The following is an 18,978-nucleotide window of genomic DNA, read 5'->3' as shown; positions in this document are numbered from 1 at the left end:
TGTGATGGGCAGGGTGAACAGTGACGACTGTAGATGACGCAATGGTGTCTCGTGGCGTGTCGTTGCTCGCTGCGGGCCCGACAGGATTAGCGTTCAAATATCAGGTATGGCACCTGATCGAGACGGCCACGTAAGTTCGCTCTCGTAAAGTACTGGCCGTCTTCGCAGACTGGATCCAAGTGCTCGCGCACTCGGGGATGGAGTGCACGTTGGCCGATCTAACTACCCCCAAGACCACGAACGTCACGTCGAAGGCGGGAGGGCGGGCCCAACGACAAGCCGAGCGCACCTACGTGCTCGACACCTCTGTTTTGCTCTCCGATCCAAGCGCGATCAAGCGATTCGCCGAACACAACGTTGTTCTGCCCGTGGTGGTCATCACTGAACTCGAAGCCAAACGAAACGACCCCGAGATTGGGTATTTCGCCAGGCAGGCGTTGCGAAACCTCGACGAGATGCGGATCAAACACGAACGACTTGATTTTCCGATCTCCGTTGGCGACAACGGTGGCACGCTGCGCGTTGAACTCAACCACTCCAACATGTCTGTGCTTCCCTCGGGCCTGCAACTCGGAGACAACGATTCACGGATTCTGGCTGTTGCGCTGAACCTGGCAAACGAGGGACTGGATGTCACTGTCGTTTCGAAAGATCTTCCTCTGCGGGTGAAGGCGGCATCCATCGGACTCGCGGCCGAGGAGTACCGTGCAGAACTTGCCGTCGACTCGGGTTGGACCGGGCAGGCGGAGATCGAACTCAGTGGAGATCAGGTTTCGGAACTGTACGACAAAGAGCAACTGCACTCTCGCACGGTCGGCGATCTGCCGATCAACACGGGGCTCATCGTGCACTCCGAGCGGGGGTCGGCGCTCGCGCGAGTAACCGCACGGGGCACGATGTCGCTGGTGCGGGGTGACCGCGATATTTTTGGTCTTCACGGGCGTAGCGCAGAGCAGCGTCTGGCGATCGAAATGTTGCTCGATCCGGAGCTCGGAATTGTTTCTCTCGGTGGTCGCGCAGGAACTGGCAAGTCGGCCCTCGCGCTCTGTGCCGGGCTCGAAGCTGTTCTTGAGAAGCAGCAGCACCGCAAGATCATGGTGTTCCGACCGCTCTACGCGGTCGGGGGCCAGGAACTGGGCTATTTGCCTGGAGATGCGTCCGAGAAGATGAACCCTTGGGCTCAGGCGGTGTTCGACACCCTGGGGTCTGTGGTCTCCGAAAATGTGCTCGAAGAGGTGCTCGATCGTGGCCTGCTCGAAGTGCTCCCGCTGACCCACATTCGCGGACGCTCACTGCACGATGCTTTTGTGATTGTGGATGAGGCCCAGTCGCTCGAACGCAACGTTCTGTTGACAGTGCTCAGCCGTATCGGTCAAAACTCACGTGTCGTGCTCACCCACGACGTGGCGCAGCGTGACAACCTCCGTGTGGGGCGCCATGATGGTGTCGCTTCGGTAATCGAAACGCTGAAAGGCCATTCGCTGTTTGGCCACATCACCCTGACCCGCTCCGAGCGTTCGGCGATCGCAGCCCTCGTTACCGAGCTCTTGGAGGGCAACGAACTCGCCTAACGATTGCCTTTCAAAGTCTGAGCGCGCCGCGTAAGTGTCAGCGCGGAGCGCTCAGGCAACGTAAGGTTTTCTGGTGGCGTGGGTTTGGTGGTTTATTGCGGTTCCCCTGGGGGTAGCCGCTGTCTGGGCGGTCTTTGCACCCCGAAATCAGTGGCGCAGCCTCTTTTCTTGGTCAGTTGCCGACGTTCACACCTCAGAACCGGGCGGTGCTGCCTACGCGTACCGTCGTCTGATCGCGGCCATTGCCCTCGGCCTTGCGCTCCTGATGATTGTGATTGCCGTTGTCTGGTCTTCTACCCGGGATCCAGTCGAACCTCCCCGAGCCAACCACGTGGAACAAACGTGGGGAACGCCCGAACCGCTGCTGATGCACCGCACTTTTCAACCAGCTCTAGCCCCCACTGACACTCTCGTTGATGTGCCGATCGACAGCTACCTACCGGTGAACGATGATGGGGGCGCGCCGCTATATTTGCTCGATCTTGAACCGTTTTCTCGCCTCGGCACCACCAACATCCCGGGCTATATCGGCAGCATCCCCAGCGAAACTGACGCCATCATTAGTCGTGCAGATGTGATTGTGAAGGTGCGGGGACCACTTCTGTGTGTTCCGCGCACTGTGGTGGCGATTGAGACCCCAGAACGGGTCCACCTTGCGGTGCTCTATGGGCTACCAAATCCCGCTGATGGTTCGACGCCCAACAACGCTGAAGCATGCCCACTGGGTGAGGATCTCACGGGGTCGGTGCTGATCCCGATCACACTGACTGACCCCATAGGGGAACGCATCGTCGAAGCTCTCGACGGTGCGCCCCTAACGATGGCTGGTCTCGGCGACTAACCGGGTGTGGTCATCGACAGAACGTCGAGTGCGGCATCCAACTGGTCGATGGTTACTTCGCCGCGTTCGACAAAGCCTAAGTCGATTACTGCTTCGCGTACCGTCATCGACTGCGCGACAGCGTGCTTTGCAATTTTGGCGGCCGCTTCGTAGCCGATAATTTTGTTGAGCGGTGTCACGATTGACGGCGAGGATTCGGCCAGTGCGAGGGCGCGCGGCAGGTTAGCTTCGAGGCCATCGACGGTCTTGTCGGCGAGTGCTCGCAGCGAGTTGGAGAGCAGTCGGATCGATTCGAGGAGTGATGTTCCCATCACAGGAATCGCCACGTTGAGTTCGAAGGCTCCGGATGCTCCACCCCAGGCGATCGTCGCATCGTTGCCGATCACGCGGGCACACACCATGAGAACAGCTTCGGGGATGACGGGGTTGACCTTGCCGGGCATGATTGAGGAGCCGGGTTGGAGGTCGGGAATGTTTAGTTCGCCAAGCCCGGTGTTGGGTCCGGAGCCCATCCAGCGCAGATCGTTGCAGATCTTGGTGACGGAGACCGCGATGACTCGGAGGGCGCCAGAGGCCTCTACGAGCGAATCGCGAGCGCCCTGAGCTTCGAAGTGGTCCTCCGCCTCGGTGATCGGCAGGCCCGAGTTTTCGGCAAGGATCGTGATTACGCGCTGGGGAAAGCCGAGTGGAGTATTGATTCCGGTACCGACGGCGGTACCGCCAAGGGGAACTTCCGCGACGCGTGGAATCGTTGATTGCGCGCGGGCGATGCCGAGTCGAATCTGGCGCGCGTAGCCAGCAAACTCCTGTCCCAGGGTCACGGGGGTGGCATCCATGAGGTGGGTTCGCCCGGCCTTGACCGCGCCCTTCCAGAGTTCTGCTTTGACATCGAGTGCCGCGGCAAGATGCTCCAACGCCGGGATGAGGTCGCCAAGAAGGGCACCGGTCACAGCAAGGTGCACTGAGGTGGGAAACACGTCGTTGGATGACTGTGACGCGTTCACGTGGTCGTTGGGGTGTACAACGCTGCCGAGCGAGTCGCTCGCGAGTCGAGCAAGCACCTCGTTCATGTTCATGTTCGAGGAGGTGCCGCTGCCGGTTTGGTAGGTGTCTACCGGGAACTGATCGTGATGCTGGCCGTCAATAATCTGATCAGCGGCGCCGACGATGGCCTCGGCAATACCCGAGTCGAGCTTGCCCAGTTCAGCGTTGGCCATCGCCGCGGCGCGCTTGACGCGGGCCAGAGCGACGATTTGGGCTGGTTCGAGACCGGTGCCCGAAATGGGAAAGTTTTCGACGGCACGCTGCGTCTGGGCGCCATAGAGGGCGTCCTTGGGCACGCGTACTTCGCCCATGGTGTCGTGTTCGATGCGGTATTCGGTTGAACTCGTCACAGCGTTATGGTCCTTTGTTTGCGAGCGAATTGGTGGGAGAACGTGGTGGAGAGCGCTACACGGTGCCGACGATGACGTCTGGCACTGCCCTACCTTCAAGCAAGCGATAGTTCGCGCCCACTACTGCAAGCGTACCCGCGGCAATTGCCTCGCTAATAAGTTCTGAGGAGCTCACTAGTTCTGCAATGGTTTCGCGCAGGTGTTCGCGGCCGACATCCGTTGAGCTGATGGTGGTTGTGTCGACGAACCCGGTCTCGCTGCCAGCCACGCGGCGCACGGCGGGCACGATCTTTGCGATGAGTGACTCGATGTGCGGGGGCAGTGCGGGATGCTCGGCCCCCTGTGAGGCAATGGCGGCAGCCACGGCACCGCACTCATCGTGGCCGAGAACCAAGATCAGCGGCACATTGAGAACGCTGACCGCATACTCCAGCGATCCGACCACCGAGTCAGAGATGATCTGGCCGGCGTTCCGCACCACAAATAGATCGCCGAGTCCTTTATCAAAAATGATCTCAGCAGCTAGGCGTGAATCACTGCACCCGAAGAGAGCAGCGTGGGGTGCCTGGGCGTTTGCGAGTTCGGTGCGTCGCTCAACATCTTGACGAGGGTGATAGGGCTCACCGGCAATGAAACGCTCGTTGCCGCGCGACATTTCGTTCCACACCTGTGCCGGTGTGCGTGTGGGAGTCGTCACTCCAGCGACGCCTTGGTGGCGATTGACGCTGCCAACAGTTCGAACTCTGCCGTGCTGGCGGTTCCGTGCAACACAACCGTGCTGTCCGCAATCTGCGCCGACATCGAATAAGCGTAGTTTCCGGTGTCAGGGGAAGAGCGACGGTCATAGATCGTCCAGTCGATTCCATCGATCGTCGTCGTGCCGGTTGCCAGCGCGTTATCGGTGACGATCGCCAACCAGGTGTCGTTGGCATCAATTCCCTGCTCAAGGGCGATGAACTGTGCGGACGGTGATGAGGGCGACAACGGTGTCACCAAGCCGACATACCAGGTCTGAACAGAGGAGTTCGTACCCAGCCTGGCCGAATTGGAGTACCAATCATCGGGCAACGCCGGAGCAAGGAGGGGTTCGCTCGCATCCGTTTGCGCTTCCGCCGCAATGGTTTGATAGTCGGCCGACACTGGTGTGGTGTCGGTGGGGCGAACAACCACCAATACAAGAAAAAGCACAACACCGAGCGAGGCGCCCGTGGCAATTACGAGGTTAAAGAGGGTCTGGTTTGCACGATGCTTGCGAGAGTTTTCGGCTTTGCGCGCGAAGGTCTCCGCTGAGGTCTCTGGGCGCCCCAGCTCGGCCACGACGCGCGGGGTACTCTTCTTGGCCATTACTGCCCCACGCCTGAAGTAGGGGAGGAAGTGCGGGCGGCATCGAGTCGCGCTCGCGCGCCAACAAGCCATTCCTCGCAGCGTTGAGCCAGAGCTTCGCCGCGTTCCCAGAGGGCAAGAGACTGTTCGAGCGTCGCTGAACCCTGCTCAAGCTCACCGACCACGGCGATGAGTTCATCCCGCGCCTGTTCATAGCTGAGGTCGCTGACAGAAATCTTTTTGGGGGTAGCCACGATCTAATTCTACTGCTCTCTAGCTATCGGCCGGCTGGTCGGTGACAGTGGTGGAAATCTTGCCATCAGCCACCGTGAGCAACAACTGGGTGCCCTCGGTGGCATCGGCGCGTGAACGTAGGGCTGTGCCGTCCGAAAGCTGGGCAATCGCATAACCGCGCTGCAGCGTGCGCTGAGGAGAGAGGGCACGCAATTGACCCGTCAATTCGGTCATACCCGCCTGCGCCTTCTCGATCGCACGCTCGACCAGTTCATGGCTGCGAGAGACGTAACGTGAAAGCTCATCGGCGTGGGCATCCACCAGAGACACCGGATTCGCCAGTACCGGCCTCGTGCGCAGTGACTCTAGGCGATCGCCCTCGTTGCTCAAACGTTGCGTGATGCGCAATCGCATTGCCGCGCGCGCCTGCTGCACACGACTCAACTCTTCCGCGACATCCGGAACAACCCGCTTGGCTGCATCTGTGGGCGTGGATGCTCGCAAATCAGCTACCTCATCGAGGAGCGGCCTATCATTCTCGTGGCCGATCGCAGAGACCAGAGGAGTCTGGCAGGCGGCAGCCGTGCGCACCAACGACTCATCGCTGAAGACGAGCAGGTTCTGAAAGTCTCCACCTCCGCGGGCAACGATGATGACATCAACCTCGGGGTCGGCATCCAATAGTCGAATGCCGTCTGAGACCTCTTTGACGGCGCGCTCGCCCTGCACCGCGGCGTGTGCGGTGCGAAACTTCACCGACGGCCAGCGCAATTGGGCGTTGCGCACGACATCTTTCTCGGCGTCACTATCTTTGGCAGTGACGAGCCCGATGCAGTTGGGGAGAAACGGCAGCGGCTTCTTGTGCTCGAAGAGCCCCTCAGCGTGCAGCTTCTGGCGCAGCAGTTCAAGGCGTTCAAGCAGGTCGCCGAGCCCAACATGCCGCATCTCCAGCACCTGCATTGTGAGGGTGCCACCCTTGACCCAGTAGTTGGGCTTGACGAGCGCGACAACGCGGTCGCCCTGCTTCAGGTCGTTCGGAAGCTTGGTGCGAACCGATGACCAAATAGTGAAGGAGATGGTGGCATCAACTTCGAGATCTTTGAGCTTGCCGTAGATGTTGCCGCCCGAACCACCCCACTGGGTGATTTCACCTTCCACCCACGCAGTGCCGAGCCGTTCGATCCATCCGCGAACTTTCTGCGACAGCACCGAGACCGGCCACGGAGTATCGACGGTGGGCGCGCCCTCTGCGATGGTCATCTAGCCTCCTCAAGCTCGTCAGTACAGGGTAAAGGATGCCACTGATGCGGCCGTGCGCTCGGCGTTCGTGCAGCACTGTTCGGTAGAATCGACTAGGTGAGCACCATTTCTAACGGAAGCGCCCAAGCGCTAGCGATGCCCCCGATGCCCGCGCGCCGCGAAAAGTTGAAAGATTTGCCGGTTGTCGGCCACAAACGCGTGATTTTGGCTGCGCCTCGTGGCTACTGTGCAGGGGTAGACCGCGCTGTTATCGCCGTCGAGAAAGCACTCGCCAACTACGGCGCTCCCATCTATGTGCGCAAGCAAATTGTGCACAACGTCCACGTGGTCACGACCCTCGAAGCTCAGGGCGCGATTTTCGTCGACGAGGTCGACGAGGTTCCTGAGGGGTCAACCGTGGTGTTCTCTGCCCATGGAGTCTCTCCGGCTGTAGTGAAGGCTGCTGCCGATCGCGAACTGCACGCGATCGATGCAACCTGCCCGCTCGTCACGAAGGTGCACCGTGAAGCGACACGTTTCGCTCGCGACAACTACCAAATCTTGCTCATCGGCCACGACGGTCACGAAGAGGTCGAGGGCACGATGGGGCATGCGCCCGAGCGCACCATCCTCGTCAATAGCCCCGCTGATGTCCCCAATATCGTCGTTGAGAACACCGACAATCTGGTGTGGCTCTCGCAGACCACGCTGAGTGTCGACGAAACTATGGAAACCGTTCGACTGCTGCGCGAACGATTCCCCACCCTGCAAGATCCGCCGAGTGACGATATTTGTTACGCCACCCAAAACCGCCAGGTGGCCATCAAGAAGGTTGCCGGAGAGGCCGAACTTGTGATCGTTGTGGGCAGTGCCAACAGCTCCAACACCGTGCGACTCGTGGATGTTTCGCTCGAGAATGGTGCCAAGGCCGCCTACCGCGTCGATTACGCCAGCGAGATCAAGCAGGAGTGGCTCGATGGAGTCTCGACCGTGGGCGTCACCAGTGGAGCATCCGTTCCTGAAGTTCTTGTACAAGAAGTGCTCGCCGACCTTGCCGATGCCGGCTATGGCGACGTCTCCAGCGTCGTCACCGCCGAAGAAGATCTGATGTTCTCGCTGCCAAAAGAATTGCGCACTGATGCTGCAGGAAACCCCGACGAGCGCGGCCTTGGCGGGCGCAATCGCAAACTTGATTGGCAGTAGAAGTGACTGATCCGCGACCCCGACCGCAATACGGCGAATACGCGCCGCTCCCATCCGCCGCACCCGAGAAGCCTGCTGACGACTCTGCCGAAACGCCGCCGTCGCCGGATACTGGTGCTCACACACCAGAATTGGCGCCGCCAAGTGCAGCGGAACCCGGTTTCGCGAACACGGCGAGTGCCGCGGTCAAGCCGGAGCGCAAACGACGCATGTGGGATGTTCTGCTCACTTCTACCCTGCTGTTCTTTGGCGTCGTGGATGTCATCAGCACGTTCGGTACGGTTTCAGACTTGGGGCCAGCGCTTCGCGAAGGTCTCGAAGCGCAGGGGGCGGGCACCTTCTCGTCAGATGCGATTGCTGCCGACGCCGGAGCAGTGGCGAACATCGTTCGCGTTGTCGTGCTGCTCATCACGATCGTGTTCGCTCTCCTTCAGATTCAGCGCCGGAGGATCGCATTCTGGATTCCCCTGGTTGGCGCAACGATCGCAGGCATCACTCTTGTTGTCGCCGTGTTCATCGCGGTGCTGAGCGACCCCGGTTTTATCGCCTACGTTGAAAACATGCAGCCGCAGTAGCGGTAGCGGTAGCAGTAGCGCGCGGCCGAAGCGCGCAGCAGAACGGGGCCAACCCGAAAGTTGACGCCGACCCGCGTGAGTGGCTACTTGCCGGAGTGTCCGGCGGAACCGAGCTGCTGCGTTGCCTCAACAACGCGCTTAGCGACGGCGGACTCTGCAGTTTTTCCCCAGGCGCGGGGATCGTAAATTTTCTTGTTTCCGACTTCGCCATCGACCTTGAGGAAGCCGTCGTAGTTGCGCAGCACGGTGTCGGCAATTGAACGGCTGTACGCGTACTGGGTGTCGGTGTCGATGTTCATCTTGATGACACCGTTGGCGACGGCGGTTGCGATTTCGGCGTCTGTCGACCCTGATCCACCGTGGAACACGAGGTCAAGCGGGTTTGCGCCGGTGCCGTACTTGGCGGCAATGCCAGCCTGAATCTCGCCGAGCAGTTCGGGGCGAAGCTTCACGTTTCCGGGCTTGTACACACCGTGCACGTTGCCGAAGGTGAGGGCGGCGATGTAGCGGCCTTGGTCGCCGAGGCCGAGTGCTTCAACGGTGGCGATAACGTCATCCAGCGTCGTGTATAGGCTGTCGTTGATGTCGTGACTTACGCCATCTTCTTCGCCGCCGACAACACCGATTTCAACTTCGAGTATCGAGTTGATTGCCCGCATGCGGGGCAAAATTTCGCGTGCAATGGCGAGGTTTTCGTCGAGCGGAACTGCTGAACCGTCCCACATGTGCGACTGGAAGATCGGGTTGCGGCCCGCCTTAACTTCAGCCTCGGATGCCGCGATCAGTGGGTAAACGAAGTCATCGAGAGCGTTCTTGGGGCAGTGGTCGGTGTGGAGGGCAACGGTCACCGGGTAGTTTTTGGCAACCTCGGTGGCGAATGCTGCAAAGGCGAGAGCCCCGGATGCCCGCGCTTTGACCGACTGGCCAGCAAAGTAGTCGGCGCCACCGGTGGTAACTTGGATGATGCCGTCAGAGCCAGCATCGCTGAGTCCCTGCAGCACAGCGTTGATTGTCGACGACGATGACACGTTGATGGCGGGGTAGGCGAAAGAGTTTTTCTTCGCCTTGTCGAGCATTTCTGCGTACTGATCTGGGGTTGCGACGGGCATAGTTGTCTCTCCTCGAACAGAGCCGAGTACCGCTCTGGTCCGGCTCGCGTCGATTCTATCCACCAGCTCTGTATGGGCGCGAACTGTTTCACGTTTGCCGGTGGAGTCACCGCGCGCCGGTAGAGTGGCCACGATAAATCGGCAACGAAAGGGTACAGGCGATGGCACGAAAGTCTCTTGTGAGTGTTGTTGCGGATGCTCTGCTCGACCGAATCGTCAGTGGCGAGTTCGAGGCTGATGCGGCGCTGCCGACGGCTGCCGAACTTAGTCAGGAGTACGACGTAAGCCGCATGACGCTGCGTGAAGCGCTCGCAACGCTGCAGACCCAGAACGTGGTTCGAGTCGTCGCCGGGCGTGGAGCCTATGTGACTCCGATTGCTCAGTGGACCGATATCGCCCCGGTGTTGCGGATGGCCTCGCACGGTGCAGCCCAAGACGAGGCTTCACTGCAGTTGGTTGAAGTGCGGCGCATGATCGAGACGGGTGCTGCGGCACTCGCGGCTACGCGACGAAGCGATGCGGATGTTGCGTTGCTTGAGATTTACCTTGACGACATGCGTCGGGGCAATGTTTCAGAGGACTTGGAACTTTTTGTTTCGGCGGATATCGCTTTTCACGATGTGATTTTGCGTGCGACCGGCAACGTGTTCGTCGGTGTTTTGTTTGACCCGCTGGCTCGCGTTATGCGCGATAAGCGTCAGCAAACGTCTGCTGTTCCCGAGATTCAGGTGCACGCTATCGCCGAACACGAGTCGGTGCTTGAGGCTATTCGCAGCGGGGACGCCGAGCGTGCTCGACTGACGATGGACTCGCACATGACACAGACATCGAATGACCTGCGTCACTTCGTGTTGAAGTCTCCGAACTAGATCTCGCATTAGCTCGCGGCCTCTAGCGTGAGCTTGATATTGCCCTCGCTTCCGGGTGACCCTTTGGGGGTCGCCCTTGACATTGCTTTCGCAAGATATAAGATATCTGATATCTGTCTACGAGGGAGTGAATGATGATCGATGAGCGCGCCCTACTGGCACCTTTCCCCGCTGAGGTTCTGATCGATCCTCGACGCGTTGCTCTCGACGCCGTTCGCCCCGCCACCGTTCTTGTGGTTCTCGACGATGACCCGACCGGCACTCAGTCCGTAGCAGATATCCCCGTCCTCACCTCGTGGGAGGCATCCGACTTCGCCTGGGCGTTCAAGCAAGACGCCCCCGCCGTCTACGTGCTCACCAACACCCGCAGCCTCGATGCCGAAACCGCCGCCCAGCGCAACCGTGAGATCGTCACGGCCGCGCTTACAGCATCCGTCTCCAGCGGCATCACGGTGTCATTCGCTAGTCGCGGCGACTCAACACTGCGCGGCCACTTTCCGCTCGAAACCGACGTCATAGCCGAGACCGTGCTCGCGGCAACCGGCAGTTCTGTGGATGCCGTGATCATTGTTCCTGCATTCCCTGACGCTGGCCGCATCACGATCGACTCGGTGCACTACATGCGCACCTCCAACGGACTAACCCCGGTCGCGAAGACCGAGTTCGCCCGCGACGCTACCTTCGGCTACGCCAACTCAAACCTGCGCGACTATGTTGCCGAAAAGTCGCACGGCCGCTGGGCGGCTGATGATGTTGTCGCGCTCACGCTCGACATCGTGCGCGGCGGAACCGAGGGTATCGTCGAGGCGCTCTCCATTCTCGCCGACTCGACACCGGTTGTCGTCGACATTGTCACCGAGAACGATCTTCGCGCTCTCGCCCTCGGACTCGCCGCAGCAGAGGACGTAGGTAAGAACCTGCTCTACCGTGTCGGCCCGCCATTCGTACGCGCCCGCATCGGCCAAGCTCAGCGAGCACCGCTCGACTCCCTCGAAGTATTTGGCGCAGACGGTTCTGCGGCAGTCGGAGGACTTATCGTCGTCGGTTCGCACGTTGGTCTGACTACTCGCCAGCTCAGTTCGCTCATCGCGGGCCGACCACTGGCCGCCGTGCTCGAACTCGACATCGAACAAGTCCTCGGCGCAGACACGGCAAAAGTTCACCTAGCAGCGCTCGTTGAGACTGCCGTTGCGTGTCTCGCTGAAGGCGACGTTGTCATCCACACCAGCCGGATGCTGCATAGCGCTGACGACGCCGATGAAAGCTTAGACATCTCCCGTCGGGTATCCGCAGCCGTGGTTGAGCTTGTACAGCAGATTCTCGCTGCTCGGCCTCCGCGCTTCGTGATTGCGAAGGGTGGAATCACGTCAAGCGACGTCGCCTCTCACGGCCTTGGCATCCGCCATGCGATTGTGCGCGGCCCAATGCTGCCTGGCCTGGTCTCGCTGTGGGAGCCCGTTGATGGTCCAGCCCAGGGCATTCCCTACATCGTGTTTGCGGGCAACGTCGGCGGCGACGAATCGCTCACCGAGGTTGTCACGACTCTTTCCAGCATCGCTGCCTAGGTGTAATGCCCGGGGAGGTTAGTTAACCGGCTGAGGGGTGGCTTGTTTCCGATTGCGGAGTGGAGCCTGTGGTGATTGTAGTAGTGCAGCCATGGTTGCAGTGCGGCGCGTCGTTCGGTGTCGGAGCCGTAGAAGCGTCCGTAGGCCCAGCCGCCGCCGAGGGTGCGGTGGAAGCGTTCGATCTTCCCGTTCGTCTGAGGCCGGTAGGGCCGGGTCCGTTTCGGCGTGAGCGAGAGTTCGGTGCAGGCGTCTCGCCAGGCGTGCGACTTGTAAGCGGACCCGTTGTCGGAGAGCACACGCTCGACGACCACTCCGCGTTCGGCGAACCAGAGCACCGCGCGTTGCAGCACCCCGATGGCAGTATCGGCTTTCTCATCTGAGCAGATCTCCGCGTAGGCGACGCGGGAGTTGTCATCGATGACGGTGTGCACGAACGAAGTGCCCAGCCGCGCGGTGCGGTCCGCGGCCCGTATGCCTGTGCGGCGAGTGGTCGCCGCACGATTCGCGCCTCCTTGCTGGCGTCCCACGTAACGATGGCCACCCCCGTCGGGGATGTTGCCGAACTTTGTCACATCAACGTGGATCATCGAGCCGGGATACTCGTGCTCGTAACGGTGCACCGGTTCCCCTGTCTGCCGGGTGATGAACGAGAGTCGGTTGACCCGACACCGCACCAGCACGGCGTGCACGGTCGACGGGGCGATTGTCAGCTGGCCGGCGATCTGAACCGGTCCCAGACGTTTACGCCACCGCAACGCGATGATCTTGCGCTTGAGGGACTCCGGCGTCTTGTTCGGCGAGTGACGAGGGCGGGAGCTGCGATCCTGCATCCCCGCGTCGCCATGCTGGGTGAAACGCTGGGCCCACCGTTTCGCGGTCGGCCACGAGACCCGGAACATCCTCGCCGCCGACGCGATACTCCACCCTTCCTCGACGATCAGGCGCGCCAGCCGCAGACGGGCGCGCGGGGTCAGTTCAGCATTAGCGTGGGACACGAGGGCCTCCGGTAGGTGAAGTGGTTACATGAACATCTCCACTCCACAACCGGAGGCCTTCCTAACGCCCAAAGCTCAGGGCGTGTCACCACACAAACTCAACCAACCTGCCTGGGCAGTACACCTAGGCATCGCTGCCCAAACAACCACTCAGAATCACGAAGGACCCTCATGCCAACGAAGACCACGTACACCGTTGCAGTTCTCGGGCTCGGAGCGATGGGGTTACCCATGGCGACCCGACTCGCGAGCGAGTTGACCGTCCACGGTTTCGATATCGCGGAACCTCGGCTCGCGCTCGCAGCCGAAGCTGGCATCATCCCCTTCAACTCCGCCGCCGCCGCCGTTGAGGGGGTTGATGCCGTTCTGCTCGCAGTACGCAATGGCCAGCAATTGCGTGATGTTCTGTTCAGCGAGAACGGAATCGTTTCTGCGCTCTCGGCCGGTTCAGTTGTCATTGTGACGAGCACTGTCGGCATCGATGATGTGAAGGCTGTCGCCGCTCAGCTCGCACCCCGTAACATCGAACTGGTCGATGCGCCGCTCAGCGGTGGCCCCGTTCGCGCGGGGGAGGGTGACCTCCTCATCGTCGTCGGCGCGTCACCTGCCGCACGCGAAACCGCCCAGCCCGTGCTGGGACTCCTCGCCTCCACCCTCACCGTGCTCGGTGACAATGCCGGCGACGGTCAAGCATTCAAGACTGTCAATCAATTACTGTGTGGAATCCACATCGCAGCAGCAGCCGAAGCGCTCGCCCTAGCGGAAAAGCTCGGCCTCGATGTCGAAACCACTCTCACCACCCTCTCAGCGGGAGCAGCCGGTTCGTTCATGCTCGCCAACCGCGGGCCCCGGATGCTCGACGCCTACGCAGAGGGTGGCGCCGAAGTGCTCAGTCGCCTCGACATTTTCGTGAAGGACATGGGAATTGTCACGAGTGCTGCCCGCAGCGTTGGCCTCCCCACCCCTATCGCCTCAGCCGCCGAGCAGCTCTACCTTCTGGGCGCAACCCAGGGCAAGGCAGCCGACGACGATTCCGCAATCATCACCGTTCTCGCCCCTCGCAACAACTAATTCACCAACAACACCCCATCATTAAGGTCAAAGGAGACACCCCATGGAAACCCCGGTACTACTAGCGATTGCCGCAGCGGGCATAGCCCTGCTGCTTGTGCTGATTATCAAGTTCAAAGTCCAGGCGTTCGTCGCTCTGCTGTTGGTCAGCATCTTGGTCGGCCTCGCTGCCGGCATTCCGCTGACGACTATTCCTGCCACCGATGATGCACCCGAAAAGCTGGGTGTCATCCAAGCCATAACAGCAGGGCTGGGTGGCACCCTCGGTTCGGTCGCCGTGCTGGTAGCCCTCGGCGCCATGCTAGGCCGCCTCATTGAAGTTTCCGGTGGAGCATCCAGTCTCGCCGGTCGCTTCACGAGCATGCTCGGACCCAAGCGCGTTTCGGCAGCTCTCACCGCAGCTGCTCTCGTGCTCGCGATCCCCGTCTTCTTCGATGTCGGATTCATCATCCTTGTGCCGATCATTTACGGCTTCTGCAAGGCTGCGGGCGTCAACCCCGTGAAGTTCGGTCTGCCCGTTGCCGGCATCATGCTCGCCGTGCACGTGGCTGTTCCTCCCCACCCCGGCATTGTCGGCGGTGCTGCTCTGCTCGGTGCAGACCTCGGATGGGTCACCATCCTTGGACTTGCCGTTGCGATCCCGCTCGGTGTGCTTGCTCACTTCGTCGCGAAGATCATCAACCGTCGCGAATTCACGATGCTGCCGGCAACGGCGCGCGACTTTTCAGCGTTCGGTTCGCGCGGAGACGACAATGCGTCCGGTGGCAACACTGGCAACGCTGAAAACAGTGGCAAGGGTGGCACGGGAACCCTCACCAAAAAAGAGGCACCGCCCACAGCCGGCACGATCATGACGCTCATCCTTGTTCCTCTCGCGTTGATTATGGCGGGAACCATCGCGTCGACAGTTCTGCCTGCAGGCGACCCCATGCGCCCCTTGTTTGCATTCATCGGTTCGCCCGTGCTCGCGCTCCTCGTTGCGCTGATTCTCGCGTTCTTCCTGCTCACAGTTCGTCGTGGATGGTCACTCTCACACACCGGTGAAGTCATGGAAGCCGCTCTGCCGCCAGCAGCCATCGTGATCCTGGTTACCGGTGCTGGTGGAGCATTTGCTCGCGTGCTCACAGAAAGTGGTGTGGGCACAGCGCTCGCCGAAACGATGACCGCCACCGGGCTGCCTATTCTGCTGCTCGGATTCCTGATCTCGCTCACGCTGCGTGCCTCGCAGGGCTCGGCTACAGTCGCCATTCTGACCACCGGTGGACTGCTCGCGGCAACCGTCGCAGCTACCGACTACTCGCCCGTTCAGATCGCGCTCATTACGCTCGCGATCGCGTTCGGTGCGCTGGGTCTCTCGCACGTCAACGACTCCGGCTTCTGGGTCGTTACGCGTTACCTCGGATTGAGTGTCGCGGATGGCCTACGCAGTTGGACAGTGCTGACCACTGTTCTCGGTGTTGCGGGCTTCCTGCTCGTCAGCGTGCTGTGGTTCATCGTAAGCGCGGCCGGAATCTAGCACCTTCGTCTCCGATAGACTGGGTCCGCGCTGACCACCACCGGCGCGTCCCCAGTCGAACACGATCTACGAAGGATGCCTTGGTGACTACAGAAACCGGCACGCTTTTTCTCCACCCCGATCGCAACCTCGCTCTCGAGCTTGTGCGGGCTACTGAAGCGGCTGCCATTCGCGCCGTTCCTTTCATCGGTAAGGGCGACAAGCTCGGCGCCGATGGCGCGGCGGTCGATGCGATGCGCAAGTTCTTGGGCACCGTCGATTTTGACGGCCTCGTTGTTATTGGTGAGGGCGAGAAGGATAGCGCCCCCATGCTGTTCAACGGCGAGCATGTTGGTACCGGCCGTGGCCCCGCCTGCGATATCGCGGTCGACCCGATTGATGGCACCTCGCTGACCGCTGCCGGGCGGCAGAACGCGATCTCGATGATCGCTGTTTCTGACCGCGGCACGATGCTTGATGCTTCCAGCGTGTTCTATATGGACAAGATCGTTACCGGGGCCGAGGGCGTCGGCGTTGTCGATATCCGTAAACCAATTGGTGAGAACATTCGTGCGTTTGCCGAAGCGAAGGGTAAGCCTGTTGAGGATGTGGTGGTCGCCGTGCTTGACCGTCCTCGGCACGCCCAACTCATTGAAGATATCCGTGCCAGCGGTGCGGGTTCACGGCTCATGCTTGACGGTGATGTCGCGGGGGGAATCAACGCGGCCCTGTACGGCACTCGCATTGATATGTGTGTTGGTGTCGGTGGCAGCCCCGAAGGCGTCGCGACGGCGTGCGCTATCAAGGCGCTCGGCGGTGAGATTCAGACGATCCTGTACCCGCAGACCGACGATGAGCGCCAACGGGGGATGGATGCTGGCCTCAAGTTCGACCATGTTTATACGGCCAATGAGATGGTCGCCAGCGATAACACGTTCTTTGTCGCGACCGGAGTAACTGATGGTGGTCTGGTGAAGGGTGTGCGCCGCATGGGGCCCATTATTCGCACCGAGTCGATCGTGTTGCGTTCACACTCGGGCACGATCCGTCGTGTTTCGGCCGACCATCTTGCGGCGAAGTGGCTCGACCACTAACTCCGAGCCGCTAGCCGTTCTCTTCGGGGAGTTCGAGTTCCATTTCGACTGCGGTGATGTGCTTGGGCGTTCCCTCTACCGTGTTGGTGGTGCCGATAACTTTTGACTCGTCGAGGGCGTTGAGTTTGCGAGCGGTCACGAGCACGCGTGTCTCGAGTGAGTTCGCGAACTGGTTGTAACTGTTGACGGTGGTGTCTATTGAGCGGCGCAGTTTGTCGGCGTGATCGGCGAGGGTGGCAAGCCGCTGGTACAGCTCTTTGCTGAGGTCGAACAGGGTTTTAGCTTGGTCAGTGAGCACGTCTTGTTGCCACGAGAATGCTACGGTCTTCAGCACAGACCACAGGGTCACGGGGGAGGCGAGCGCGACCCGTTTGCCGAAGGCGTAATCCATGATCGAGGGGTCGGCTTCCATCGCCGATGACACGAGCGATTCGCTTGGGATGAACGCGATCACGAGTTCGGGGGAGGCGTCGAGCCCCGCCCAGTAGGCCTTACTCGCGAGGGTGTCGATGTGGCCGCGCATCACTTTCACGTGTTGCTTAATTAGTGCTTCACGACGGGCGCCCTCTTCGCCGGTGGCGGTGACCGAGATTTGGCTGGCCTCTAAGAAGGCGGTGAACGGAACTTTGGCGTCGACGGCGATGTTTTTGCCGCCGGGAAGGTGCACGACCATGTCGGGGCGGCCGGCGCCGGCATCCGAATTGATGCTTGACTGCACATCGAAGTCGACCCGTTCGATGAGCCCGGCAGCCTGCACGACGTTGCGCAATTGCGTCTCGCCCCACACCCCGCGGGTGGAGTTGTTGCGTAGCGCCGATGCCAAAGATTCGGCGGTGCTGCGCAAACGTTCTTCGGATTCTGTGGCCGACTTCAGCTGCTGGCTCAGCTCGCCGTGTTGCAGGCTGCGCTGCGACTCCAACTCGGTGACCTTGTTTTGCATTGTGCGCAAGGTCTCTTGCACGGGAGTAAGCGCCTGAAGAACTTTCGATTCGCGGCGCTCGCGCTCGGCGAGAGCCTGAGCTTCATCGCGCTGGCGGTCGATGGTCTCCTTATACTGCTGTTGCAGTGACGCGACCTGCTCGCCCAGCGCGCTCGCGCGAGCGGTAATGGATGCCAGCTCGGCCGAGAGCCGCGACTGCTGCTCCTTCTCGGTGGCAGTCACCTGCGCGATCGCCGCCTGGTGGCGTGCCTCAAGCACTTCGGGGTCAACGCGATCGCTCGGTGCTGTCGCGCGAACGCGAGCGACAAGCATCCCGATAACGACGCCGAGAACAGCGCCGAGGAGGAGGCCGATGATGAGTGCGAGGAGGGGATCCATTCCGCCAGTGTGTCAGTCTGCGCAGACATTGTGGGGACCAGTGCGGGAGGGCGAACGGTTCGCGGCTCTAGGCTGGGGCAATGGCCAGCGATTCCGTGCATCCGCTCGAGGTGAGTACTGACGATCTGCGGTACCTCATTGCTGTGGCCCGAGCCGGCCGAATGGTGTCGGCGGCAACCCTGCTCGGCGTCGATCACACCACGGTGCGGCGCCGCATTGACCGGCTCGAAGCCGCGCTGGGTGTGCGCCTCCTCGACCGTGGCGCTGACGGTTGGGAACTCACCGCCATCGGCCGCGAAGTCGCCACCCGGGCCGCCGGACTCGAAAACATTGTCGAAAACGTGGTGGGGGCAACGAGCGGTGGCGCGGACGAGGTGCGGGGCACCGTGCGCATTGTTGCGCCCGATGGGTTCGGGGCCACCTTTGTTACCGCGGCGCTCGCGGCGGTGCAGGCGGAGCATCCGGCCATCACCGTCGAATTGGTCACATCGACCCGGCCACTCAGCCTGCGCGGTGCCGGGTTCGATCTGGCGATCACTATCGGCTCAGCGGCAACATCGCGTCTGGCCTCTGAACCTCTCGCCGCCTACGCGCTGCGACTCTATGCCTCGCCCGACTATGTGGCGAGGCGTCCGCCGATCCGTTCCGTCGCCGATCTCGACAGCCACCCGCTGGTGTTTTATGTGGATGCCCTGCTCACGGTTCGCGAGCTCGACCTGGCTCCGGTGCTCGGCGGTATGCGGGTGGGGTTTGGTTCTACGAGTGTGTTTGCGCAGCTGGAGGCCACCCGTCGGGGAGCCGGCGTTGGGCTGCTGCACGCGTTCATGGCCGAGCACGATGCCGGACTGGTGGCGGTGTTGCCCGATGAGGTGAGTTTCCGGCTGGAATTTGCGCTCTCGGTGCGAAAAGAGGCTGCGGATGTTGAGGCGGTGCAGCTGGTACGTGCTGCCCTGCACCGTGAGGTTGCTCGTCGCTGTTCGGAGTTGCTGCCGCTGGAGTAGCGCGGCGACGCATCGTCTGCGTTTTCGCAGATTGAACGTGCGCTAATAGGTCTTGATTGCAGATGGCGAACGTTGCAGACT

The 18,978-nt window shown here is 61.1% G+C and carries 18 protein-coding genes; 10 read left to right on the top strand and 8 right to left on the bottom strand.

Annotated features, from left to right (window positions below; translation table 11 throughout):
• Positions 1-197 precede the first annotated feature (197 nt).
• Together phoH2 and FB472_RS03900 are read left to right on the top strand one after the other, a co-directional pair.
• Positions 198-1,571, top strand: coding sequence for an RNA 5'-3' helicase PhoH2 (gene phoH2 / locus FB472_RS03905; RefSeq protein WP_425467226.1), 1,374 nt, complete (start codon positions 198-200; stop codon positions 1,569-1,571).
• A 73-nt stretch (positions 1,572-1,644) separates the two neighbouring features.
• Complete coding sequence (locus tag FB472_RS03900; RefSeq protein ID WP_141989733.1) at positions 1,645-2,412, top strand: fumarate hydratase; 768 nt, start codon at positions 1,645-1,647, stop codon at positions 2,410-2,412.
• On the opposite strand, the gene FB472_RS03895 is transcribed toward FB472_RS03900, so the two are convergent.
• From FB472_RS03895 to xseA, 5 genes are read right to left on the bottom strand one after another with little or no spacing between them, the layout of a single operon-like run.
• Positions 2,409-3,806 carry a class II fumarate hydratase gene (locus FB472_RS03895; protein WP_141989732.1) on the bottom strand — a complete coding sequence of 466 codons (1,398 nt, stop codon included), beginning with the start codon at positions 3,804-3,806 and terminating at the stop codon, positions 2,409-2,411. The genes FB472_RS03900 and FB472_RS03895 overlap by 4 nt on opposite strands.
• Positions 3,807-3,861: 55 nt before the next feature.
• Positions 3,862-4,461 (bottom strand): carbonic anhydrase, encoded by a 600-nt coding sequence (locus FB472_RS03890; protein WP_141991450.1) that lies wholly within the window; start codon positions 4,459-4,461, stop codon positions 3,862-3,864.
• A 38-nt stretch (positions 4,462-4,499) separates the two neighbouring features.
• A complete protein-coding gene (locus FB472_RS03885; protein WP_141989731.1) occupies positions 4,500-5,150 on the bottom strand; it encodes a DUF4245 domain-containing protein in 651 nt (216 codons plus the stop codon).
• Positions 5,150-5,383, bottom strand: coding sequence for an exodeoxyribonuclease VII small subunit (locus FB472_RS03880; protein ID WP_141989730.1), 234 nt, complete (start codon positions 5,381-5,383; stop codon positions 5,150-5,152). The genes FB472_RS03885 and FB472_RS03880 overlap by 1 nt, the downstream gene beginning before the upstream one ends.
• Before the next feature lie 19 nt (positions 5,384-5,402).
• Entirely contained in the window at positions 5,403-6,623 is a 1,221-nt protein-coding gene (xseA, locus tag FB472_RS03875) for an exodeoxyribonuclease VII large subunit (protein ID WP_141989729.1), read from the bottom strand.
• A 135-nt stretch (positions 6,624-6,758) separates the two neighbouring features.
• On the opposite strand from xseA, the gene FB472_RS03870 reads away from it, so the two are divergent.
• Complete coding sequence (locus FB472_RS03870) at positions 6,759-7,805, top strand: 4-hydroxy-3-methylbut-2-enyl diphosphate reductase (RefSeq protein WP_141991449.1); 1,047 nt, start codon at positions 6,759-6,761, stop codon at positions 7,803-7,805.
• Between the two features lie 2 nt (positions 7,806-7,807).
• Positions 7,808-8,380, top strand: a complete 573-nt coding sequence (locus tag FB472_RS03865) for a DUF6264 family protein (protein WP_141989728.1) — start codon at positions 7,808-7,810, stop codon at positions 8,378-8,380.
• Positions 8,381-8,463: 83 nt separating this feature from the next.
• On the opposite strand, the gene fbaA is transcribed toward FB472_RS03865, so the two are convergent.
• Entirely contained in the window at positions 8,464-9,489 is a 1,026-nt protein-coding gene (gene fbaA / locus FB472_RS03860) for a class II fructose-bisphosphate aldolase (RefSeq protein ID WP_021810445.1), read from the bottom strand.
• A gap of 161 nt (positions 9,490-9,650) precedes the next feature.
• Here fbaA and FB472_RS03855 point away from each other — a divergent pair, with 161 nt between their 5' ends.
• A complete protein-coding gene (locus FB472_RS03855; RefSeq protein WP_141989727.1) occupies positions 9,651-10,358 on the top strand; it encodes a FadR/GntR family transcriptional regulator in 708 nt (235 codons plus the stop codon).
• 134 nt (positions 10,359-10,492) lie between these two features.
• On the top strand, positions 10,493-11,923 hold the full coding sequence (locus FB472_RS03850; RefSeq protein ID WP_141989726.1) for a four-carbon acid sugar kinase family protein: 1,431 nt from the start codon (positions 10,493-10,495) through the stop codon (positions 11,921-11,923).
• On the opposite strand, the gene FB472_RS03845 is transcribed toward FB472_RS03850, so the two are convergent.
• Positions 11,920-12,918 (bottom strand): IS481 family transposase, encoded by a 999-nt coding sequence (locus tag FB472_RS03845; RefSeq protein ID WP_141989725.1) that lies wholly within the window; start codon positions 12,916-12,918, stop codon positions 11,920-11,922. The genes FB472_RS03850 and FB472_RS03845 overlap by 4 nt on opposite strands.
• A 171-nt stretch (positions 12,919-13,089) precedes the next feature.
• Here FB472_RS03845 and FB472_RS03840 point away from each other — a divergent pair, with 171 nt between their 5' ends.
• The 3 genes from FB472_RS03840 (at position 13,090) to glpX (ending at position 16,578) form a co-directional block, all read left to right on the top strand.
• Complete coding sequence (locus FB472_RS03840) at positions 13,090-13,989, top strand: NAD(P)-dependent oxidoreductase (protein ID WP_141989724.1); 900 nt, start codon at positions 13,090-13,092, stop codon at positions 13,987-13,989.
• 43 nt (positions 13,990-14,032) lie between these two features.
• Positions 14,033-15,505 (top strand): GntP family transporter, encoded by a 1,473-nt coding sequence (locus FB472_RS03835; protein WP_141989723.1) that lies wholly within the window; start codon positions 14,033-14,035, stop codon positions 15,503-15,505.
• A gap of 83 nt (positions 15,506-15,588) precedes the next feature.
• On the top strand, positions 15,589-16,578 hold the full coding sequence (gene glpX / locus FB472_RS03830) for a class II fructose-bisphosphatase (RefSeq protein ID WP_141989722.1): 990 nt from the start codon (positions 15,589-15,591) through the stop codon (positions 16,576-16,578).
• A 10-nt stretch (positions 16,579-16,588) separates the two neighbouring features.
• Here the strand turns inward: glpX and FB472_RS03825 are convergent, their stop codons facing one another.
• The gene (locus FB472_RS03825) at positions 16,589-17,896 is read right to left on the bottom strand and encodes a DNA recombination protein RmuC (protein WP_141989721.1); all 1,308 of its coding nucleotides are present in this window, start codon (positions 17,894-17,896) and stop codon (positions 16,589-16,591) included.
• An 80-nt stretch (positions 17,897-17,976) separates the two neighbouring features.
• Here FB472_RS03825 and FB472_RS03820 point away from each other — a divergent pair, with 80 nt between their 5' ends.
• Positions 17,977-18,897 carry a LysR family transcriptional regulator gene (locus FB472_RS03820; protein WP_141989720.1) on the top strand — a complete coding sequence of 307 codons (921 nt, stop codon included), beginning with the start codon at positions 17,977-17,979 and terminating at the stop codon, positions 18,895-18,897.
• Positions 18,898-18,978: the final 81 nt, after the last annotated feature.

The sequence above is a fragment of the Rhodoglobus vestalii genome (assembly GCF_006788895.1).
Lineage (GTDB): Bacteria > Actinomycetota > Actinomycetes > Actinomycetales > Microbacteriaceae > Rhodoglobus > Rhodoglobus vestalii.
The sequence above is the reverse complement of the archived record's forward strand: the minus strand, read 5'-3'. Positions and strand labels throughout refer to the sequence as shown.